Origin of the sequence: Shewanella sp. SR1 (assembly GCF_020447145.1) — a bacterium.
Lineage (GTDB): Bacteria > Pseudomonadota > Gammaproteobacteria > Enterobacterales > Shewanellaceae > Shewanella > Shewanella baltica.
On record NZ_JAJAEF010000009.1, the window covers coordinates 19,797 to 37,656 of the forward strand.

Here is a 17,860-nt window from a genome sequence, read left to right on the forward strand (position 1 = left end):
GTTAGTGACGCTGCCTCAGTTAAGCTTGCTTTGCTTTCTTGGTCTAAGCCTCGGCTTGATGGGCCCAAGTTCTGCTCAAGCTAAAACTCGCGACTCGTCACTTAAACTCACACCCGAAATTTGTATTACCAGTTCAGAAACTCAGGCCTGCGACGTCTATATTGAACTGCAGTGGGAGCTCGCCAAAGATGAGCTTATCTGTATTTTGTCCGACAATGCCGCCTATCCAAAATGGTGCAGTGATTCAGTTTCAACCCATACGTTAAGCATGAAAATCCACACTATGACGGATATTCAATTTGTCATGGTGAGTAAAGACAGTAACCAAACTTTGGCTGGTGCCAAACTTAAAATCACTTCTGCATCACAACCTCAGGTTCGCAGACGTTACCGCAACCCTTGGAGTTTATTTTAATGACAAGCCCACAATCGAACCACAGAGTATTATTGGTTGAAGACGACGTTCGCCTAGCAAACTTGATTGTAGATTACCTAAAATCCCATGGTATGCATGTTGAAGTTGAACGCCGTGGCGACACAGTATTAACGCGATTAATCAATTACAAGCCAGATATCATACTGTTAGACATTATGCTGCCGGGCATGGATGGCCTCACCCTGTGTGAGAAACTGCCCGACTATTTTGCCGGCCCAATCCTATTGATGAGCGCGCTTGGCTCAAGCGAAGATCAAATCAAAGGCTTAGAGCTCGGTGCCGATGACTATGTGGTTAAGCCCGTTGATCCTGCTCTGTTAGTTGCGCGGATTAACAACTTACTTCGTCGTCAGAATCAGCCACCTCAGGCGGAATCCCACTGCTTGACCTTTGGTAAACTGAGTATCGACCCGCATACCCACGCGATTCGCCTCAATGAAACTGAAATCGATCTCACCAGCCACGAATTCGAGTTGCTGTGGTTACTGGCCTCACAAGCTGGCCAAGTGCTCAGCCGTCAGTATATTTATCAGCTGTTACTCAATATTGATTTCGATGGTAAAGATCGAAAAATTGACGTGCGTATCTCTAGATTACGTAAAAAACTCAACGATAATATCGAGACACCTTTCAGAATTAAAACCGTTTGGGGACAAGGTTACCTCTTTGCTCCTGAAGCCTGGAATAACTAAGCACAGATACAGTGAAACGTCTCTTTATCAGTTTATATCTGCTACTCAGTCTCAGCGTGCTTGGGATTGGCTGGACACTCGACAGCCTGTGGCAGAAAAATGTGGATGACAATAACGCCCTCGATGCGCCATTAGTAGCCTTGGCTCAATTGTTAGCGGAACTGCCTCCCGATACCCGCCAAAGGTATCTGGAGGCGATCCCAGCTAATCCTGTGATGCCGTTGCAATTGCTCAGTGCCGATCAAGTCGCGCTGGCTGACAATCAAGCCCTCAGTACCAGTACTGTGTTCACCACCACGACCAATGACGATAACCTGCTGCAATTTATCCGAGTCGGCGATCAAGTCTTAATGGCGGGGCCGCTGGACATCGATCCCAGAGCCAACCTTCGCAGCCTGTTCACCCTGTTCTTCTATTTATCACTTGCGTTAGTAGCGTTGATTTGGGTAGGCCCGCTTTCTCGGGATTTGAGCATACTGCGTAAAGCTACCAAAGAGTTTGGCGAAGCTAAATGGAACACGCGGATTACCCTGTCAAATCGCTCTCAGGTCAAACCCTTAGCCAATACCTTTAACGAAATGGCGCGACATATCAGCGCCTTGATTGAGAACCAAAAACACCTGTCTAATGCGGTCTCCCATGAGATCCGCACGCCGCTGGCAAGACTCAAATTCGCCCTTGCACTCATGCCCATGTATTGTCAGCCCGATTCTGACGAACAAAAGCGCCAAGACTTTCTCGATGAGATGCAGCTCGATATCAAAGAAATGGAAGACTTACTCCAAGAACTGCTGACCTACGCCAGTTTAGAGTCCCAGCGAGAAGGCATCCAGTTGGATGAGTACGATTTAATTAATCTCATCAATCAAAGCATTAAGCGCCTTGAAACCTTAAGCCCAACACCTATTATCTTAAAGACAGAAGTCGAAAAACTGCCCTTGTTTGGGGAACCGGCATTAATTGAACGTGCACTGCAAAATTTACTGACCAACGCCCAACGCTTTGCCCGCACTGAAATCATTATTGAGGTTAAGCAGACGCAGCACAGGGTGAATTTAAGTGTGAGTAACGACGGTGAAGCTATCCCCTCGGTGGATTTACCGAAAGTGTTCGAGCCTTTTTATCGCAGCCAATCGGTGCAAAATGGCAATAAAGGGCATGGTTTGGGACTTGCGATCATCAAACGGATTATGCAGCGACACCAGGGGAATGTGAGCGTCACCAGCGATGAGCAACATACCCGATTTAATTTAATCTGGCCGAAGAAGCGCAAGCTGTAATAGGGATTTAAACGACTGCGGATCTGTTATTCATCTAACGCGCTAATTCTACAAGCCAGTAAAACTGGTCAGTTAAACAAGACTATTTAACTGGCCTATTTAAATTGCAATTCAAAATATTAGTCTAGCTCGAAGCCACCAAAATCGAGATCGGCTTCGGGCTCAGGCTCAAAATTCAACTGCGGATTTAACGCCGCCCTTTCTTGCTCAATTTGCGCTTGCCGTGCTTTCATCATCGCCAACTGGCGACGGCGTTTACGTTGAGTGCACAGCCGAATGACATCGTACTTTTGCGCATCTGAAAACGTTAACCAATTGAATCTTTCGTCACGGCTTCGCAGGCAACCATTACAGTAACCGCGCGCATCGGTGGCACACACACCGATACAGGGACTGGGGATATCAAAAAAGGCTAACTGTTCCATAACCCGCCGCTATTCCTCTGTCAAAATGAGCTGTTCTCAAATGAAGCATGCTCAGATGAACCATGGTTAAACGCCCCATGCTAAAAAAGAAGCTGCCGAATGGCGTTTAAAGCAATTCAAATACAACACACTTATCTAAAGTACTTGCAGAAACAACCTTAATCAAGGCACATTGAACAGAGTTTGTACAACTTGGAGCACTATCATGGGATACCGTCACTTTGCCAGTCTGCTCGTCGCCGTTGCCTTATTAAGCGCTTGTAGCAGTAAACCGAAAAACGATTACGATCTCAATTACGACTTCAGCACACTGCACAGCTTTACCCAGCTAACACCACAGCCAACGGACGACCCACTCAGCGCCCAACGCATTCAAGTAGAAATCAACAATCAGTTGGCTCAAAAAGGCTTTGTCGAAAATACCCAAGCCCCCGACTTTAACGTCGCCTACGCCCTACTGACCCAAGATAAACCTAAGGATTCAGGGCTATCGATTGGATTAGGCACAGGCACATTCGGCCGTTCAGGTGGGATAGGAATAGGTACTAGCGTTGGGGTGCCACTTGGCAGTGATACCGCTAAAATTCAAACTATTCAGATAGATATTGTCGACCCAAAAACCAAAGCGCTCATTTGGCGTGGTAGCGACAGTTATGATTTCGATGCAGGCGGCAATGAGAAAGCCCAAGATACCGCCAAAGCCGTCAGTCGGATTTTGGCGCAGTTCCCACCGAAAAAATGATCATGAAGAGTCAATAAAAATGGGCGAATTCCGCCCATTTTTATTAATGAAGAATGCTTGTCGTCAAATAACTTAGGCGAAATATCTTGGACTCAGGAAAAAAGCCCTGATGAAAGGTAACGATCGCCCCTATCACAAATAATCGCCACGACCACTGAATCTGGATATTGTCTGGCTATCTCAAGCGCAGCAAACACTGCACCACCCGAGCTGACGCCGGCACAAATCCCTTCTTCGCGCGCTATGGCTCTCGCCATGGTTTTTGCGTCTTGCTCTTCAACATCCATGACTAAATCAACACGGGATGCATCAAAAATCCCCGGCAAGTAGGCCTGCGGCCAACGGCGGATCCCCGGAATGCTACTGCCATCGGCGGGCTGAAGGCCAACAATCGTGATGTCAGGATTACAGCTTTTAAGGTATTTAGACACGCCCATTATGGTGCCAGTTGTCCCCATACTAGAGACAAAGTGAGTGATTTTTCCTTGACTCTGTTGCCAGATTTCCGGACCTGTGGTGAGGAAGTGCGCATTCGCATTATCTTGATTATTAAACTGATCCAGCACCTTGCCTTTACCTTCGGTTTGTAACTGCAGTGCCAAATCCCGCGCCGTCTCCATGTTATCCACCAGCATGAGTGCTGCGCCATAAGCTTGCATCGCATCCTTACGCTCTTGGGTCGAGTTTTCGGGCATAATCAGGATCATCTTGTAGCCTTTGATCGCCGCCGCCATCGCTAGCGCAATCCCAGTATTGCCACTTGTCGCCTCGATGAGCGTATCACCCGGGCGGATCTCTTGACGCAGTTCGGCCTGAATGATCATATTGAGTGCAGCACGATCCTTTACTGAACCTGCTGGGTTATTCCCTTCCAACTTTAACAGTACAGTTGAGGTGCCACAGTTAAGCCGCTGCAAGCGAACCAGCGGAGTTTGCCCAATACAGGCTTCAATTGTCGGAAAGTCAGACACTATGATTATCCTTTACTTGATAAAAACAACTAAGCGTTAGCCTATTCTAAGTGGCTTAGCATGCACAAACACAGTGAAAATGATCTATGGCATACAATAAATCGCTCATACTTATTCAAAAAAGTTCTATTTAACTGACTTCTTATAAATAATTACTTCCACTACTCTATATGTCATAACGCTGACAAAGTTGCCAGTTCAAGGAGTAGCAAATGCAAATAAAAGTGATAAAGGCCCTACTGGGAACGCTCTTTCTGGGAACGTCGCTCAATGTGGCTGCCGCAGATCAAACCCTGCTGAATTCTTCTTACGATATCGCGCGGGAATTATTCAGTGCCTACAACCCCGTTTTCGCCAAACATTGGCAAGAGAAAACAGGTAAAACCGTCGAGATTAAACAATCCCATGCTGGATCATCGGCACAGGCACGCTCAATTCTGCAAGGATTGCCAGCAGATGTGGTGACGTTTAACCAAGTGACAGACGTACAGGTACTCCATGACCGCGGTAAATTGATCCCAGAAAATTGGCAACAATTACTGCCTAACGCCAGTTCACCTTACTATTCCACCATCGCATTTTTGGTACGCAAAGGTAACCCAAAACAGATCAGCGACTGGGGCGATTTAGCAAGAGATGACGTTAAACTGGTCTTCCCTAACCCTAAAACCTCTGGTAATGCGCGCTACACCTATTTAGCCGCATTAGGTTATGCCCAAAAAAGCTATGGTAAGGATAATCAGGCTTCACTGGATCAATTCCTGAAAAAATTCCTCGGCAACGTAGCCGTGTTTGATACTGGCGGTCGTGGTGCAACGACCTCATTTGTAGAACGTGGTATCGGTGATGTGCTGATTACGTTTGAATCGGAAGTGAACAATATCCGTCAGCAATATGGTGCGGACGATTACCAAGTTATTGTGCCAAAAACATCGATTCTGGCTGAGTTTCCCGTCGCTGTGGTAGAGAAAAACGCTAAACGCAACGGCACACAGGAGCTAGCGACTGAGTATTTGAATTATCTCTACAGCGAAGAATCACAACGACTATTGGCCGGCTTCAACTATCGTGTACACAACGAAAAGGTTCAGGCTGAGTTTGCTAAACAGTTTCCTACGGTTGACCTGCTGACTGTTGAGCAAATCATTGGTGGTTGGGATAATGCCATGAAAACGCAGTTTGCTAACGGTGCAAAACTCGATGAGTTACTCAAGCGCTAATTTCAGCTTGATGCTATAACAGGTTAATATTGCAACCCGGGCCCAGTCCCGGGTTAAGCAATTTTAGCGCATTGACGAGTGATGATTTTCAAGCAGCGAAGACGAATTCAATAGTCTTTAACTCAGACAGCCGATCGCTGACGGCAAATACAGCGTATTGGATTAACTCAATTAACCTGACCGGGTGATTATTCTGTGATTTTTAATAACGGGCGTTTACGCCATAAGCGGGTTCTTCCAGGTTTTACCATCAGCTTAGGTGTGTCCCTACTGTTTGTCAGCCTGATCCTATTATTGCCAACCACTGGACTGATTATGCAGACCAGTTCAATGAGCTTGTCCGAATACTGGGGCGTCATCACAGATCCTCGGGTGCTGGCGAGTTACCGAGTTACCATTCTATCAGCACTCGCAGCATCGCTATTTAACTGCCTTTTCGGATTGTTACTCGCATGGGTGCTGGTACGTTATGAATTCCCCGGCAAACGCATCTTAGATGCATTGGTGGATTTACCCTTTGCGTTGCCGACTGCCGTTGCAGGCATCACCTTAGCGACCCTGTATGCGGAAAACGGCCAAATCGGTAGTGTATTGGCAGAACTGGGTATAAAAGTCGCCTACACCCCGCTGGGCATAGTGGTCGCGATGATTTTCACCAGTATTCCCTTTGTGGTGCGTACCGTGCAACCGGTTCTCGAAGAATTATCCCACGATGAAGAAGAAGCGGGCATGACCCTTGGCGCCTCGGATCGCGCGGTATTCTGGCGGATCATTTTGCCGTCATTGTGGCCAGCCTTGATGGTCGGGACGGCACTGTCTTTTACCCGTAGCCTAGGTGAGTTTGGTGCCGTTATATTTATCGCGGGCAACATGCCCTATATCAGCGAAATCACATCGTTAATGATCTTTGTCCGCCTACAAGAGTTTGATTTTGCCGGCGCCAGTGCCATTGCCTCAGTGGTGCTGATGACCTCGCTACTGCTATTACTGCTAATAAACCTGTGGCAGGCGCGTTATCTGCGCCGCATTCATGGACGATAAGGAGCAAACATGAACTCATTTAAGCCCTTAAGAGTCGGTGAAGCCCCTCTTATCAAATGGAGCCTGATTACACTCGCCGTATTCTTAGGCTTGCTATTGTTGCTATTGCCGCTGGTGAGTATTTTTCAACAAGCGTTTGTTGGTGGTTGGGAGCGTTATATCGGCCACTTAAGTCAGCCAGATTCGCTGCATGCGATTGGTTTGACGCTGATGGTTGCGGCGCTCACAGTCCCTATTAATTTAGTGTTCGGAATTATGCTGGCGTGGAGTGTCACTCGGTTTGAATACCCGGGTCGCAAGTTATTAATCACGCTAATTGATATTCCGTTTGCGGTCTCCCCTGTCGTCGCAGGTTTGCTCTATTTACTGCTCTATGGCAACAGTGGTTGGCTGGGCGAATGGCTCTATGAGCACGATCTGCAGATCATGTTTGCTTGGCCGGGAATACTGTTAGTCACCATTTTTGTCACTTGTCCCTTTGTTGCCAGAGAACTCATTCCATTAATGCAACAACAGGGCGCATCGGAAGAAGAAGCCGCAGTGATCCTTGGCGCCTCATGGTGGCAACTCTTCCGCAGAGTAACGCTCCCTAATATCAAATGGGCACTGATTTACGGTGTGATCCTCACCAATGCCAGAGCCGTGGGCGAATTTGGTGCCGTTGCTGTAGTGTCTGGCAACATTCGCGGCGAAACCAATACCTTACCTTTACATGTACAATTATTGTATGAAGATTATCAGGCCGAAGCTGCCTTCGCGAGCGCGTCATTACTCGCCCTGATTGCGCTAGTGACCCTAATGCTAAAAGCCGTCGTTGAATGGCGACAACAACGCAGTTTATCCGCCAATGACAATAAAGAGCAGAGCCCATTATGAGTATTCGTCTTACTAATATTTCCAAGAAATTTGGCAAGTTTCAGGCGCTTTCCCCGCTGGATCTTGATATTCAAGAAGGGGAAATGATTGGTCTGTTGGGGCCTTCTGGTTCGGGTAAAACCACGTTATTGCGGATTATTGCTGGGCTCGAGGGAGCGGATAGCGGCAACATTTATTTCGGTGACCGAGATGTCACCCAAGTGCATGTGCGTGAAAGACGCGTGGGTTTTGTGTTTCAAAACTATGCGCTGTTTCGCCATATGACGGTCGCCGATAACGTCGCCTTTGGACTCGAAGTCATGTCCAAAAAGCAAAGACCTTCGGCGGCAGAAATTCATAAGCGAGTGACACAACTGCTGGAGATAGTGCAACTAGGCCATCTCGCGCAGCGCTATCCCGAACAGCTCTCGGGTGGACAAAAACAGCGAATTGCGTTGGCCCGTGCACTCGCGACGCAACCCGAAGTCTTGCTACTCGATGAACCCTTTGGCGCCTTGGATGCCAAAGTGCGTAAAGAACTACGCCGCTGGCTACGCAGCCTGCATGAGGAATTGAAATTCACCAGCGTGTTTGTGACCCACGATCAAGATGAAGCGCTTGAACTCTCTGATAGAGTGGTGGTAATGAGCAATGGTCATATAGAACAAATCAATACGCCTGCTGAGTTATACTCGCATCCCAATAGTCGCTTTGTGTTTGATTTTCTCGGTAACGTCAATGTCTTTGAAGCTAGTTGGCAACATCAACGTTGGGAAAATGGCCAAGCATTTTTAACGCCCCCAGAACAACAAACATTACAGCAAGATGGCGTGCTCTATGTTCGCAGTCACGAATTAGCGCTGTCAAACAAGCCTAATAGTCAGGCAAATTTACCGTTCGATATTGTCGCCATGACCCCCATTGGCGCCGAAGTCAGAGTGGAATTAGCCCCACACGGCTGGCATAGCGAAGAGCTGTGGGAAGCCAAGTTCACCCACCATAATCTGCATGAACTCGGGTTACAAAAAGGCAGTATGGTTTACGCCACCCCAAGAACCGGTTACTTCTTTGGGGCGCAAGGTGAAAGCTCACCAACGCGTCTAAGCTGGCCATTCCTGGCACCTGGCAGTCTCGCCTTCGACATCTAAATTTCATTCTGATAGAAATCAGCAGCATTGGCGGTATCACTGGGCAGTGATACCGCTAAAGCCGTCAGCCGGATCTAGCTAGCACTCATGGCATGAAGCAGAAATCTTACTCATGGGCATTCACGGTTCGGCTTGCGGCCCATTGTCGTAGCGCATTGATTTTATCGCTCATGACCACAGATAAAGGCCGAGTTTTACTGAGTTCTTCTAGTAGTAACACTTGATCGACACTGCGCTCAACGCTTCTTGCGGTATACATGGCAGCAATAACCGCTTGTTCGATTTCGGCGCCAGAAAATCCTTGGCTGCGGGCCGATAATTGGGCGAGATCTAAGCTCGCCACATCGATTCCACGGCGCTGACAATGGATTAAGAAGATGGCTTTACGTATGGCTTCGTCGGGTAAATCGACAAAAAAGATTTCATCCATCCTGCCCTTTCGCATCAATTCTGGCGGCAAGGCTTGAATGTCATTCGCGGTCGCCACCACAAACACTTCAGATTTACGCTCCGCCATCCAAGTGAGTAAGGTACCGAGGATCCGCGTCGAGGTGCCCTCATCGCTGCTACTGCCGCTTAAGCCTTTTTCAATTTCATCTATCCAAAGCACGCAGGGCGACATCATGTCGGCGAGCTCCAGTGCATTTCGCAGGTTCTTCTCGGTTTCACCTATGTATTTGTTATATAAAGCAGCCATATCGAGCCTGAGCAAAGGTCGTTGCCAAACGCCCGCCACAGCCTTAGCCGCAAGGCTCTTACCACTGCCCTGAACACCGAGCAGTAAAATCCCCTTAGGTGCTTCGAGCGCTTTGGCGTGCAGAACTGGAGCCAGCTGGGCGCCTTGATCAATAGTGCTAGCTGCCGCTATGGGCGCGCGCTGCTTGAGCCATTTTTTTAGATTATGCAATCCAGCGACCTGCGAAAAATCACTGGTGTCGTATTCAAATTGCAGCACGCCATTTAAGTCGAGTAACTGAAACTTGGCTTTATTGATGGCATCGATATCAGACAAGGTAATAGCACCATCATCAACTATGGCTTTGCGCACCAGACGGCGGGCATCGTCTAAGGTCACGCCCCGCAGATTCTCTGCCAATTTGACTACAGCGGTATCATCGACCAATAACGGCGTGCCTTGGTGACGAATTTTATCGACCTCAAGGTAAATCAGGTTTTGCAATTGCACTGTGCTTGGCAAGGTTAATTGAAAATAGGCGCAATAACGTTTGATTTCGGGCGGGATATCAAAGGCATGGCTCACTAGCACTAATGTGTGTTGCAGTGTCTCGTATTCGAGGGCGATTTCTTTGAGTAAACGGACATTCTTTGGCGCATCAATCACAAAGGGATGAAAGTCGCACAGCACATAAATCCCCTGCTGCGAGGTTGATTTAATTTGCCCAAGTAAATCTGTGGGTTCACTATTAAACTTTTGCGCCGCCATAGGTTTATCGACCCGTGCTAAACCTTGGGTAATGCTCCAAGTAAACACAGGTTGATAAAGCACACTGGCGACCCGCTTAAGTAGCTCGACCACGCGATATTCTTCATAGGTTTCAATCACTACGATTGGCGTATTGGAGCGCAGCACTGAGGTTAAATCGCGAATATCTTGCATGTCTTTCACATTCCTTTTTTATTTATCTCGCAAAACTCATCTGTTCAGCAGCACTAACATACTGCTTCCAATACTAATTATTAATAAAACGCCAAAGCCGTGATCCCAAGCACAGTAGCAGATTTAGCGTGGGCGACTAAGGTCTGTTTGGGGTAAACTGGCTGCATAACAATACCCAAACGAGGCGAAAACATTTCATACAAAAATGTCAGCCAAAGCATTGCGGTAAATAATATAGAACAAAATATAACATCACCTACAAACATAAAGGTACCCACACATGATAGGCACTCCCTACACTGAGGGCGCACGTCGCGCCATGTTGCTCGGCTGCGGTGAACTTGGCAAAGAAGTGGCCATTGAACTGCAACGCTTAGGCGTTGAAGTGATTGGCGTTGACCGTTACGCCAACGCCCCCGCCATGCAAGTCGCGCATCGCTCCCATGTGATCAATATGCTCGATGCCAACGCCCTGCGTGCAGTTATCGAGTTAGAAAAACCGCACTTAGTCATCCCAGAGATTGAAGCCATCGCCACCCAAACCTTAGTGGACATGGAAGCCGAAGGGGTAAATATCATCCCGACAGCCCGGGCAACTCAGCTCACGATGGACAGAGAAGGGATTCGTCGCCTCGCCGCTGAGACCTTAGGTTTACCGACTTCTCCGTATTTTTTCTGCGATACTGAAACCGAATTTAATCAAGCAATTAGCGAAATCGGTGTGCCCTGTGTGGTTAAGCCAGTCATGAGCTCATCGGGCAAAGGTCAGAGCGTTATTCGCGATATCGCCCTCAGCCATAAAGCATGGCAATACGCTCAAGAAGGTGGCCGCGCCGGCGGCGGGCGCGTGATAGTCGAAGGTTTTATTCCCTTTGATTATGAAATCACCCTGTTAACCATTAGCGCAGTCAATGGCATTCATTTTTGTGCGCCGATTGGCCACAGACAAGAAGATGGCGATTACCGTGAGTCATGGCAGCCACAAGCCATGTCCGATGAAGTGCTAGCAAAATCCCAAGCGATTGCGAGCAAAGTCGTCGAAGCCCTTGGCGGTTATGGATTATTTGGCGTAGAGCTGTTTGTTAAAGGCCATGAAGTGTATTTCTCTGAGGTCTCACCAAGGCCACATGACACAGGCTTAGTGACTCTCATCAGCCAAGATTTATCGGAATTTGCCCTACATGTTAGAGCGATTCTGGGTCTGCCGATCCCCAATATCCATCAGCATGGACCAAGCGCCTCGGCGGTGATTTTGGCCGAAGGCACCTCAAGTAATATCCGCTACCAAGGTATTGCCGCTGCATTAGAGGCGGTCAACACTCAACTCAGATTATTTGCCAAACCCGATATCGATGGCCGCCGCCGCTTAGGTGTCGCGCTTGCCCGTGATATCGATATCGACAGCGCAGTCAGCAAAGCACTCGATAGCGCCAGTAAAGTGAAGGTCATCTTTTAAGCGGGTTTAGCTGCTTAAAATTGGCTTCAAGCACAAGCTACAAATCAAAGGGAAATGCGCTTCAACGCCATTTCCCTTTTTCAATGCACACAGTACAGCATCCAGAACCTTTACCAATAAAAAGTGACCCACCCAAACCGACAGAGTAAACTAGCACCCTTGTCTTGTGGCCTAAGATTGCACGCTAAGCAGAACAAGCCCTGTGGTACGAGTTTAATTTCGGGCGAGTTGTTCAGAGTAATTTATTGCGAGCGCTGATTAAGACGATTGATTTCGAGCTGTGGCTTAATTCGAGCGTGATCTAAGTAAACTCCAGCAGCAAAAAAACCATTAGTAATAGAAACCAATAGTAGTAGAAATCCATATGCAGCTTCAGCCTTCTTGCTTTACCTCTTTCACACAAGCCATTGATGCCTATGCCCTGCCGCAACGTTTTACTTTTCCTTTCTATTACGAACCGCATCCATTATGCGTGCTTGCAGCCAACGAATTACAACACCACCTCGAGACTCAGCACGAATGGCAACATAACTTTGGCCTAACGGGTGAGTTAACTGGCGCCATTGGCAAGATGTTCGGCGTATTGCTGGTACAAAATCCGCAAGGTGAAGTCGGCTATTTATCTGCATTTTCGGGCAAATTAGCCGAGCAAAACCATTGGCCACGCTTTGTTCCACCTGTGTTTGATATGCTGGCTAAGGACAATTTTTTCCACGCCGAAAATCTGCAAATCAACCAAATTAACGAGCAGCTGTTTGCAGTAGAAAACCATCCCGACATTCCGAGGCTATCAACCGAGCTAGAAACTGAACAAGCTCAAGCGCAAGCCGAACTTGACGCCCACAGACAAGTGATGATCGATAGCCGCCAATCTCGCAAGGCGCAGCGTAATCAACTCGCAGCCCAATTGGCTGCCAATCCGACTGATGAGACCTTGCGTGAAAACGCAATAACTGAAGCAAAGCTCAGCCAGGAAAGCATCAGTGAAAAGAATCAGTTAAGAGATATTAAACGCTATTGGGATGAACGTATTCATACCATCAGCCAAGCGCTAAGCCAACTGACAGATGAGCGCGATGCGTTACGACAACAGCGTAAGCGGCTCTCGGCGGCGCTGCAGCAAAAGCTGTTTGAGCAGTATCGTTTTCTCAATATTAAAGGCACAGAAAAGAGTCTGAACGGCATATTTAATGGCACGGTTGAGTTAACCCCGCCCGCAGGCTCGGGCGAATGTGCCGCGCCTAAGTTGTTACATTACGCCTTTAAACATGACCTTAAACCATTGGCGATTGCCGAGTTTTGGTGGGGCGCGCCGCCAAAATCAGAAATCCGCCAGCATAAGCAGTTTTATCCCGCCTGCCTGCGAAAATGCCAACCTATTCTGGGACATATGCTCGAAGGACTCGTGGTTGATGACAACCCTCTGCTGACCAACCCCGCCGAAGGCAAAACCTTAGCCATCCTCTACCAAGACGATGCGATGGCGATTGTGAATAAACCCGCCGAGTTTTTATCCGTGCCTGGCAAAGAAATTGAAGACTCAGTGTATTCGCGTATGTGCCAAACCTTTCCCCATGCCACAGGGCCGCTAATCGTCCACAGGCTCGATATGTCGACCTCGGGATTAATGGTGATCGCGCTGACAAAAGATGCCCATAAACAGCTGCAAAAACAATTTATCCAGCGCACTGTGACTAAACGTTATGTAGCACTTTTAGCGGGAATTCCTGCGGTAATGGCAAATAAGCAGGCGACGGGTAACATCTCTTTACCCTTGCGTGGTGATTTAGACGATAGACCGAGACAACTCGTTTGCCACGAGTTTGGTAAAGCAGCCGAAACCCATTGGGAATTGAGCCAACTTGATGAAATGGAACTTACAGCCCGCATATATCTGTATCCAAAAACAGGCAGAACCCATCAACTCAGGGTTCACTGCGCCCACTCAGAGGGGCTAAATACCCCGATTGTCGGTGACGACCTCTACGGCACTCGCGCCAATCGCCTGCATCTGCATGCGGATTTATTGATGCTTCAGCATCCCGTTACCCGTGAACGGATGCGCTTTCAGGTCGATCCTGATTTTTGAGACCTGTGTTCTGATATTGATTAGCAAGGCACCCAAGGAAGAACCAAGCTTAGGGGGCATTATCAGAAGTTTGACCGCGATGTAAAAGCGGGCTTTTTCGGGCATAGTAATGCCTCACTCAAAAACGGAATCGATAGCAGTAGTATGGGCATAGGCAATCTGGTTAAAAACATTAGCCGAAATCAATGGTTCTTATTCGCTTTGTTGAGCACCACTCTATTCGTAAGCGCCTGTCAGCCCGCATCGGAACCGAGCAAACTCACGGCAAACCCAAATGCCAGTTACCCAACAAAAGCCGTTTCAGAATCCGCAGCTATTCGTACTCCACTCGCGCAGGAAGTCTATATCTGGCAGCGCCAATGGCGCCCCGCCAATCAAACGGCATTAGTGCAAAGCCAAGGAGCATTCCAAGGATTACGCATTTTAGCGCTGCAAGCACATCCCAAACCCAATGGCGCAGATATTTGGTTTGAAGTCGCGGTCAATCATGCTTGGCTACAGGCAGATCCTAGGCCCAAAATCGCCGTGGTTCGCTTAGATGGCCAATTCGCGCATTTAAATGATGAAGCAGTGATCCATAAAATTAGCCAAGTACTGGCAAATTGGCAGGCAAAAGGCACGCACATCGCCGGAGTTGAAATCGATCACGACAGCGCTAGCAGCAAACTGCCCGTCTATCGGGATTTTCTTAAAAAGTTTAAAGCGCAGTTGCCAGCAGACCTCAAACTCAGCATTACCGCCCTGCCCGCTTGGCTCAATAGCGCCGATTTCCCCGCATTACTCACCAATATCGATGAACTCGTGCTGCAAATTCACAGCGTGAGCGACCCACGCCTCGGACTATTCGATGCCGCTCAAGGTTGGCAATGGGTGCAGCAACTCTCAAAAATCAGTACTGTGCCTTATCTTATTGCGCTTCCCGCTTACGGCTCGGCGGTCATCAGCACAGCTTCAGGTTATAAAGTGGAGAGTGAAACACCGCTGCGGGGTCAACTCAATGACACCCATGCCGTTGAGGAACTGATGGCCGATCCGCAAGTGTTGCAAACTTTTGTGCAAAAACTGCAAAGCCACGCGGATGGCAAGCTCAAAGGCATTATCTGGTTCAGGCTGCCGCTGGAAGGGGATAAAAGAGTCTGGCCACTCGACACCTTAATCGCCGTTGCGCAGCAAGGTAAACTTGCCGCCAAGATTGAATTAGTGATCTCAAGCGATAACGATACCCAAACGACATTAGCCACTGAAAATAAGACTAAAAACCAAGAAATCCTCAAGCCACAGCTCTTCCAACTGAGCTTAATTAATCGCGGTAATATTGCTGGTGAGATTCCCGCGACTTTGTCCCTAGCGGGACAAGCTTGCAGCGGGTATGATGCGCAAAATGGCTATCGCGTAATACAAAAAAATGGGCTGTTAGTCTGGCAGTGGCGAGCTGACAATACCGCCGCGTTGGCGCCGACTGAAACAGCTTCAAGCGCTACGAACATGCCAATGCCGCAACCAAACAAAGACACTCAAAAACACATGCTCAACCCTGGCGGCCAGAAAGTGATAGGCTGGGCACGTTGTGAGTCATTATATTTACAGGGAATTTATGCGCCATAAGCCAAAATCATCATCCACAATGGCAACATCCAATCGGGCTTTTATGCTTAAAAAGACCACACTTATCTGTTTAAGCCTATTTTCGCCAATGCTCTTGGCCTGCGGCCCCGATTTCCCTTTGCAATTGACTCAAGACAGGCAGAGTAATCTCAGTTATTTACCGCAAACCTCCTTTAGCCAGCAGCTTACCGCCCTCGCAAAACCTTTGCCTTGGCAGTATCAAGATGCGCCAGCCGCGCAGGAATATCTGTGGGATGAAGTGCATAGCCGTTACCTGTCACAAACTCGCGCCTTTGAAAACAGCGAGTTAAGTGAAGCACATTTAATTTTAGTGAACACACTACGGGATGCGACAGGTCCAATCGAGGCCGAACAAATGGCTGCGAAGTTGGATAAGGATCTGCCCCAAGCGCTGACCTGGTACACCTTAGGCGCCGTGGCGTTTGAGGCAAAAGATTATGATAGAGCGAGTAACTATTTTAGCAAAATCATTAAATTACCAGAAAGCGAACGCGCTTCTCGTAGCCTGTGGGCACTCTATTCGCTGTCGCGTATCGAGCTTATCTTAAGTAAAACCTCGGCGGATCCTGAGCACTTTAATCGTGCCAACGCTTACCTGATTCAATTGCAAACCGAAGTCGCCCAAGGCGCCGCCGATCCCCTGCGTTTGAGCTTAGCGAGCCTGGGGGAGCAAGCCTATATCCTGCTTCACCAAGGCCAGCGGCTCCCGCAAGTGACTAATCAAGGTGCAGGTGAAACCGAGTCAGAGCTGCAAATGATGCTTAACCCTGATGCACTGAATAAGGCGATTGAGCTCTACGCCACCCAATCGGTGCAAGGCGATAGCGGCGGTTATGATTCCTTATTGATGTTAAGCCGCACCTTGATGGGGAAAGACATTGCTGAGCTGAAACCGTTACTGCAACAGACGAGCGTGCAGCAGTTATTGATTGCCTATTGGCAAAGCAGCACCAATGAATTTGCCTACGATGGCCAGCTTTCGGAAATGGGCTCAAAGGTAGCTGAAATCCTCAAAGTGTTTCCAACCGATGGCTTACAACTCAACCATGGCGATAAGTTAGCCGCGATTTATTACCAGCTTGGGGATTATGCCAGTGCTGAGCGCCTATTGACGCTCGCGAAACCCAGCGGCCTCACTTGGTGGCTCAACGCAAAATTACTGCTACAAAAGGGCGATCAAGCTGAAGCGGCCAAGGCCTATGCTCAGGCAGCGCGTCACTTCCCCAAACAGTCCAATGAAGTATTGGCTACAGTTGATGCCAAAGAGACTCAGCAGCAAGCCATTAATGCCGATGAAGATACAGCCACTTACTGCCGTATTCGCGCCGAGCAAGGCGTGTTATCCCTAGAGCGCGGCGAATATGTCGATGCGCTCAATCACTTACTCGCCAGCGGCGACGAGTACTGGCAAGACATCGCCTATGTGGCGGAGCGCGTGCTCACCACGGCTGAACTTAAGTTATTTATCGATGAGCATGTGCCGCTTATCGCCTTCGAATATCCTAAAGATAGCGACTGGTACGATAATATAGAGCCGATTAACAATCGCTTACGCTATTTACTGGGCCGCAGATTATTACGTGAAGGCGCAATTGCCGAAGCGCCTGATTATTTCCCTAATCCTAATCTTAATGCCAGCGCCCTCACCTATGGCACTGAGCTGAACGCGGCGAAAAATGCAACAGGCATTAATAGCGCTAAGGCCTATTGGGCTGCAGCAGAACTTGCCCGCCATCAAGGTATGGAAATCTTAGGGTTTGAATTAGCCCCAGATTACGCTATCTACCAAGGGGTATTCGATCTAAGCGATTGGAATGAACCGAGCAAATTGGCCGAGAAAGAACAGCTGCGGTTAAGCGCCAGCCAAGCCGTTCCCGATAAACGCTTTCATTATCGTTACACGGCGGCGGAACTGGCCAACAAGGCATCGGATCATGTGCCCCACAACAGCCAAGCCTACGCCGCGCTACTCTGCCAAGCCACAGGTTGGGTATTGTATCGAGATCAAGAACTTGCCCTACGCTACTACAAAAAATACGTCGCCAACGGCCCCTTTGTGCCTTGGGCCGACAACTTTGGTATGCAGTGTGAAACGCCCGATTTTGACGGGGCAGAAAAACGAGCGCAGGCCAATGAAATTGCAGAATGGAACGCCCTGTATCACAAGCTGAAAAAGCCCGTCGTATTTGGCGTATTAGCCATCACGGGCTTATTGAGTGTGTGGTGGATGCGTAGAAGAAAGACTCAACAATAACTAACCA

At 48.4% G+C, this 17,860-nt stretch carries 15 protein-coding genes; 12 read left to right on the top strand and 3 right to left on the bottom strand.

The window, feature by feature from the left end; translation table 11 throughout:
* Positions 1-4 precede the first annotated feature (4 nt).
* The 3 genes from KV201_RS10305 to KV201_RS10315 are packed head-to-tail and all read left to right on the top strand — an operon-like array spanning position 5 to position 2,408.
* Complete coding sequence (locus KV201_RS10305; RefSeq protein WP_006080572.1) at positions 5-415, top strand: DUF3019 domain-containing protein; 411 nt, start codon at positions 5-7, stop codon at positions 413-415.
* Positions 415-1,128, top strand: coding sequence for a response regulator (locus tag KV201_RS10310; RefSeq protein WP_006080570.1), 714 nt, complete (start codon positions 415-417; stop codon positions 1,126-1,128). Before KV201_RS10305 ends, KV201_RS10310 begins: the two co-directional genes overlap by 1 nt.
* An 11-nt stretch (positions 1,129-1,139) precedes the next feature.
* Entirely contained in the window at positions 1,140-2,408 is a 1,269-nt protein-coding gene (locus KV201_RS10315; RefSeq protein WP_226059252.1) for an ATP-binding protein, read from the top strand.
* Positions 2,409-2,527: 119 nt separating this feature from the next.
* Here KV201_RS10315 and KV201_RS10320 read toward each other — a convergent pair whose 3' ends face one another.
* Positions 2,528-2,833: a DUF1289 domain-containing protein gene (locus KV201_RS10320; protein WP_011846045.1), complete on the bottom strand. Its 306-nt coding sequence runs from the start codon at positions 2,831-2,833 to the stop codon at positions 2,528-2,530.
* Between the two features lie 205 nt (positions 2,834-3,038).
* Here KV201_RS10320 and KV201_RS10325 point away from each other — a divergent pair, with 205 nt between their 5' ends.
* Complete coding sequence (locus KV201_RS10325; RefSeq protein WP_226059253.1) at positions 3,039-3,575, top strand: DUF4136 domain-containing protein; 537 nt, start codon at positions 3,039-3,041, stop codon at positions 3,573-3,575.
* Between the two features lie 92 nt (positions 3,576-3,667).
* On the opposite strand, the gene cysM is transcribed toward KV201_RS10325, so the two are convergent.
* Positions 3,668-4,549: a cysteine synthase CysM gene (gene cysM / locus KV201_RS10330; protein WP_319000216.1), complete on the bottom strand. Its 882-nt coding sequence runs from the start codon at positions 4,547-4,549 to the stop codon at positions 3,668-3,670.
* A gap of 209 nt (positions 4,550-4,758) precedes the next feature.
* On the opposite strand from cysM, the gene cysP reads away from it, so the two are divergent.
* The 4 genes from cysP to KV201_RS10350 all read left to right on the top strand — a co-directional run bounded on the left by cysP (position 4,759) and on the right by KV201_RS10350 (position 8,810).
* Positions 4,759-5,766: a thiosulfate ABC transporter substrate-binding protein CysP gene (gene cysP / locus KV201_RS10335; RefSeq protein ID WP_063883704.1), complete on the top strand. Its 1,008-nt coding sequence runs from the start codon at positions 4,759-4,761 to the stop codon at positions 5,764-5,766.
* Between the two features lie 195 nt (positions 5,767-5,961).
* Positions 5,962-6,807, top strand: a complete 846-nt coding sequence (gene cysT, locus KV201_RS10340) for a sulfate/thiosulfate ABC transporter permease CysT (RefSeq protein WP_012088487.1) — start codon at positions 5,962-5,964, stop codon at positions 6,805-6,807.
* Positions 6,808-6,816: 9 nt separating this feature from the next.
* The gene (gene cysW / locus KV201_RS10345) at positions 6,817-7,683 is read left to right on the top strand and encodes a sulfate ABC transporter permease subunit CysW (RefSeq protein WP_226059255.1); all 867 of its coding nucleotides are present in this window, start codon (positions 6,817-6,819) and stop codon (positions 7,681-7,683) included.
* Positions 7,680-8,810 (top strand): sulfate/molybdate ABC transporter ATP-binding protein, encoded by a 1,131-nt coding sequence (locus tag KV201_RS10350; RefSeq protein ID WP_226059256.1) that lies wholly within the window; start codon positions 7,680-7,682, stop codon positions 8,808-8,810. The genes cysW and KV201_RS10350 overlap by 4 nt, the downstream gene beginning before the upstream one ends.
* A gap of 106 nt (positions 8,811-8,916) precedes the next feature.
* Here KV201_RS10350 and KV201_RS10355 read toward each other — a convergent pair whose 3' ends face one another.
* Complete coding sequence (locus KV201_RS10355) at positions 8,917-10,428, bottom strand: AAA family ATPase (protein WP_226059257.1); 1,512 nt, start codon at positions 10,426-10,428, stop codon at positions 8,917-8,919.
* Positions 10,429-10,708: 280 nt separating this feature from the next.
* Here KV201_RS10355 and purT point away from each other — a divergent pair, with 280 nt between their 5' ends.
* The 4 genes from purT (at position 10,709) to KV201_RS10375 (ending at position 17,853) form a co-directional block, all read left to right on the top strand.
* Positions 10,709-11,884, top strand: a complete 1,176-nt coding sequence (gene purT, locus KV201_RS10360) for a formate-dependent phosphoribosylglycinamide formyltransferase (RefSeq protein WP_226059258.1) — start codon at positions 10,709-10,711, stop codon at positions 11,882-11,884.
* Between the two features lie 364 nt (positions 11,885-12,248).
* On the top strand, positions 12,249-13,973 hold the full coding sequence (locus KV201_RS10365) for an RluA family pseudouridine synthase (RefSeq protein WP_226059259.1): 1,725 nt from the start codon (positions 12,249-12,251) through the stop codon (positions 13,971-13,973).
* Between the two features lie 144 nt (positions 13,974-14,117).
* Positions 14,118-15,578, top strand: a complete 1,461-nt coding sequence (locus KV201_RS10370) for a DUF3142 domain-containing protein (protein ID WP_226059260.1) — start codon at positions 14,118-14,120, stop codon at positions 15,576-15,578.
* A complete protein-coding gene (locus tag KV201_RS10375) occupies positions 15,568-17,853 on the top strand; it encodes a hypothetical protein (RefSeq protein ID WP_226059261.1) in 2,286 nt (761 codons plus the stop codon). Before KV201_RS10370 ends, KV201_RS10375 begins: the two co-directional genes overlap by 11 nt.
* Positions 17,854-17,860 lie beyond the last annotated feature (7 nt).

Bases quoted from the DNA above. Each gene is read 5' to 3' on its own strand.
- KV201_RS10310 (WP_006080570.1), top strand. From the start codon at position 415: ATGACAAGCCCACAATCGAACCACAGAGTATTATTGGTTGAAGACGAC.
- KV201_RS10320 (WP_011846045.1), bottom strand. From the start codon at position 2,833: ATGGAACAGTTAGCCTTTTTTGATATCCCCAGTCCCTGTATCGGTGTG.
- KV201_RS10325 (WP_226059253.1), top strand. From the start codon at position 3,039: ATGGGATACCGTCACTTTGCCAGTCTGCTCGTCGCCGTTGCCTTATTA.
- cysP (WP_063883704.1), top strand. From the start codon at position 4,759: ATGCAAATAAAAGTGATAAAGGCCCTACTGGGAACGCTCTTTCTGGGA.
- cysW (WP_226059255.1), top strand. From the start codon at position 6,817: ATGAACTCATTTAAGCCCTTAAGAGTCGGTGAAGCCCCTCTTATCAAA.
- KV201_RS10350 (WP_226059256.1), top strand. From the start codon at position 7,680: ATGAGTATTCGTCTTACTAATATTTCCAAGAAATTTGGCAAGTTTCAG.
- KV201_RS10355 (WP_226059257.1), bottom strand. From the start codon at position 10,428: ATGCAAGATATTCGCGATTTAACCTCAGTGCTGCGCTCCAATACGCCA.
- purT (WP_226059258.1), top strand. From the start codon at position 10,709: ATGATAGGCACTCCCTACACTGAGGGCGCACGTCGCGCCATGTTGCTC.
- KV201_RS10365 (WP_226059259.1), top strand. From the start codon at position 12,249: ATGCAGCTTCAGCCTTCTTGCTTTACCTCTTTCACACAAGCCATTGAT.
- KV201_RS10370 (WP_226059260.1), top strand. From the start codon at position 14,118: ATGGGCATAGGCAATCTGGTTAAAAACATTAGCCGAAATCAATGGTTC.
- KV201_RS10375 (WP_226059261.1), top strand. From the start codon at position 15,568: ATGCGCCATAAGCCAAAATCATCATCCACAATGGCAACATCCAATCGG.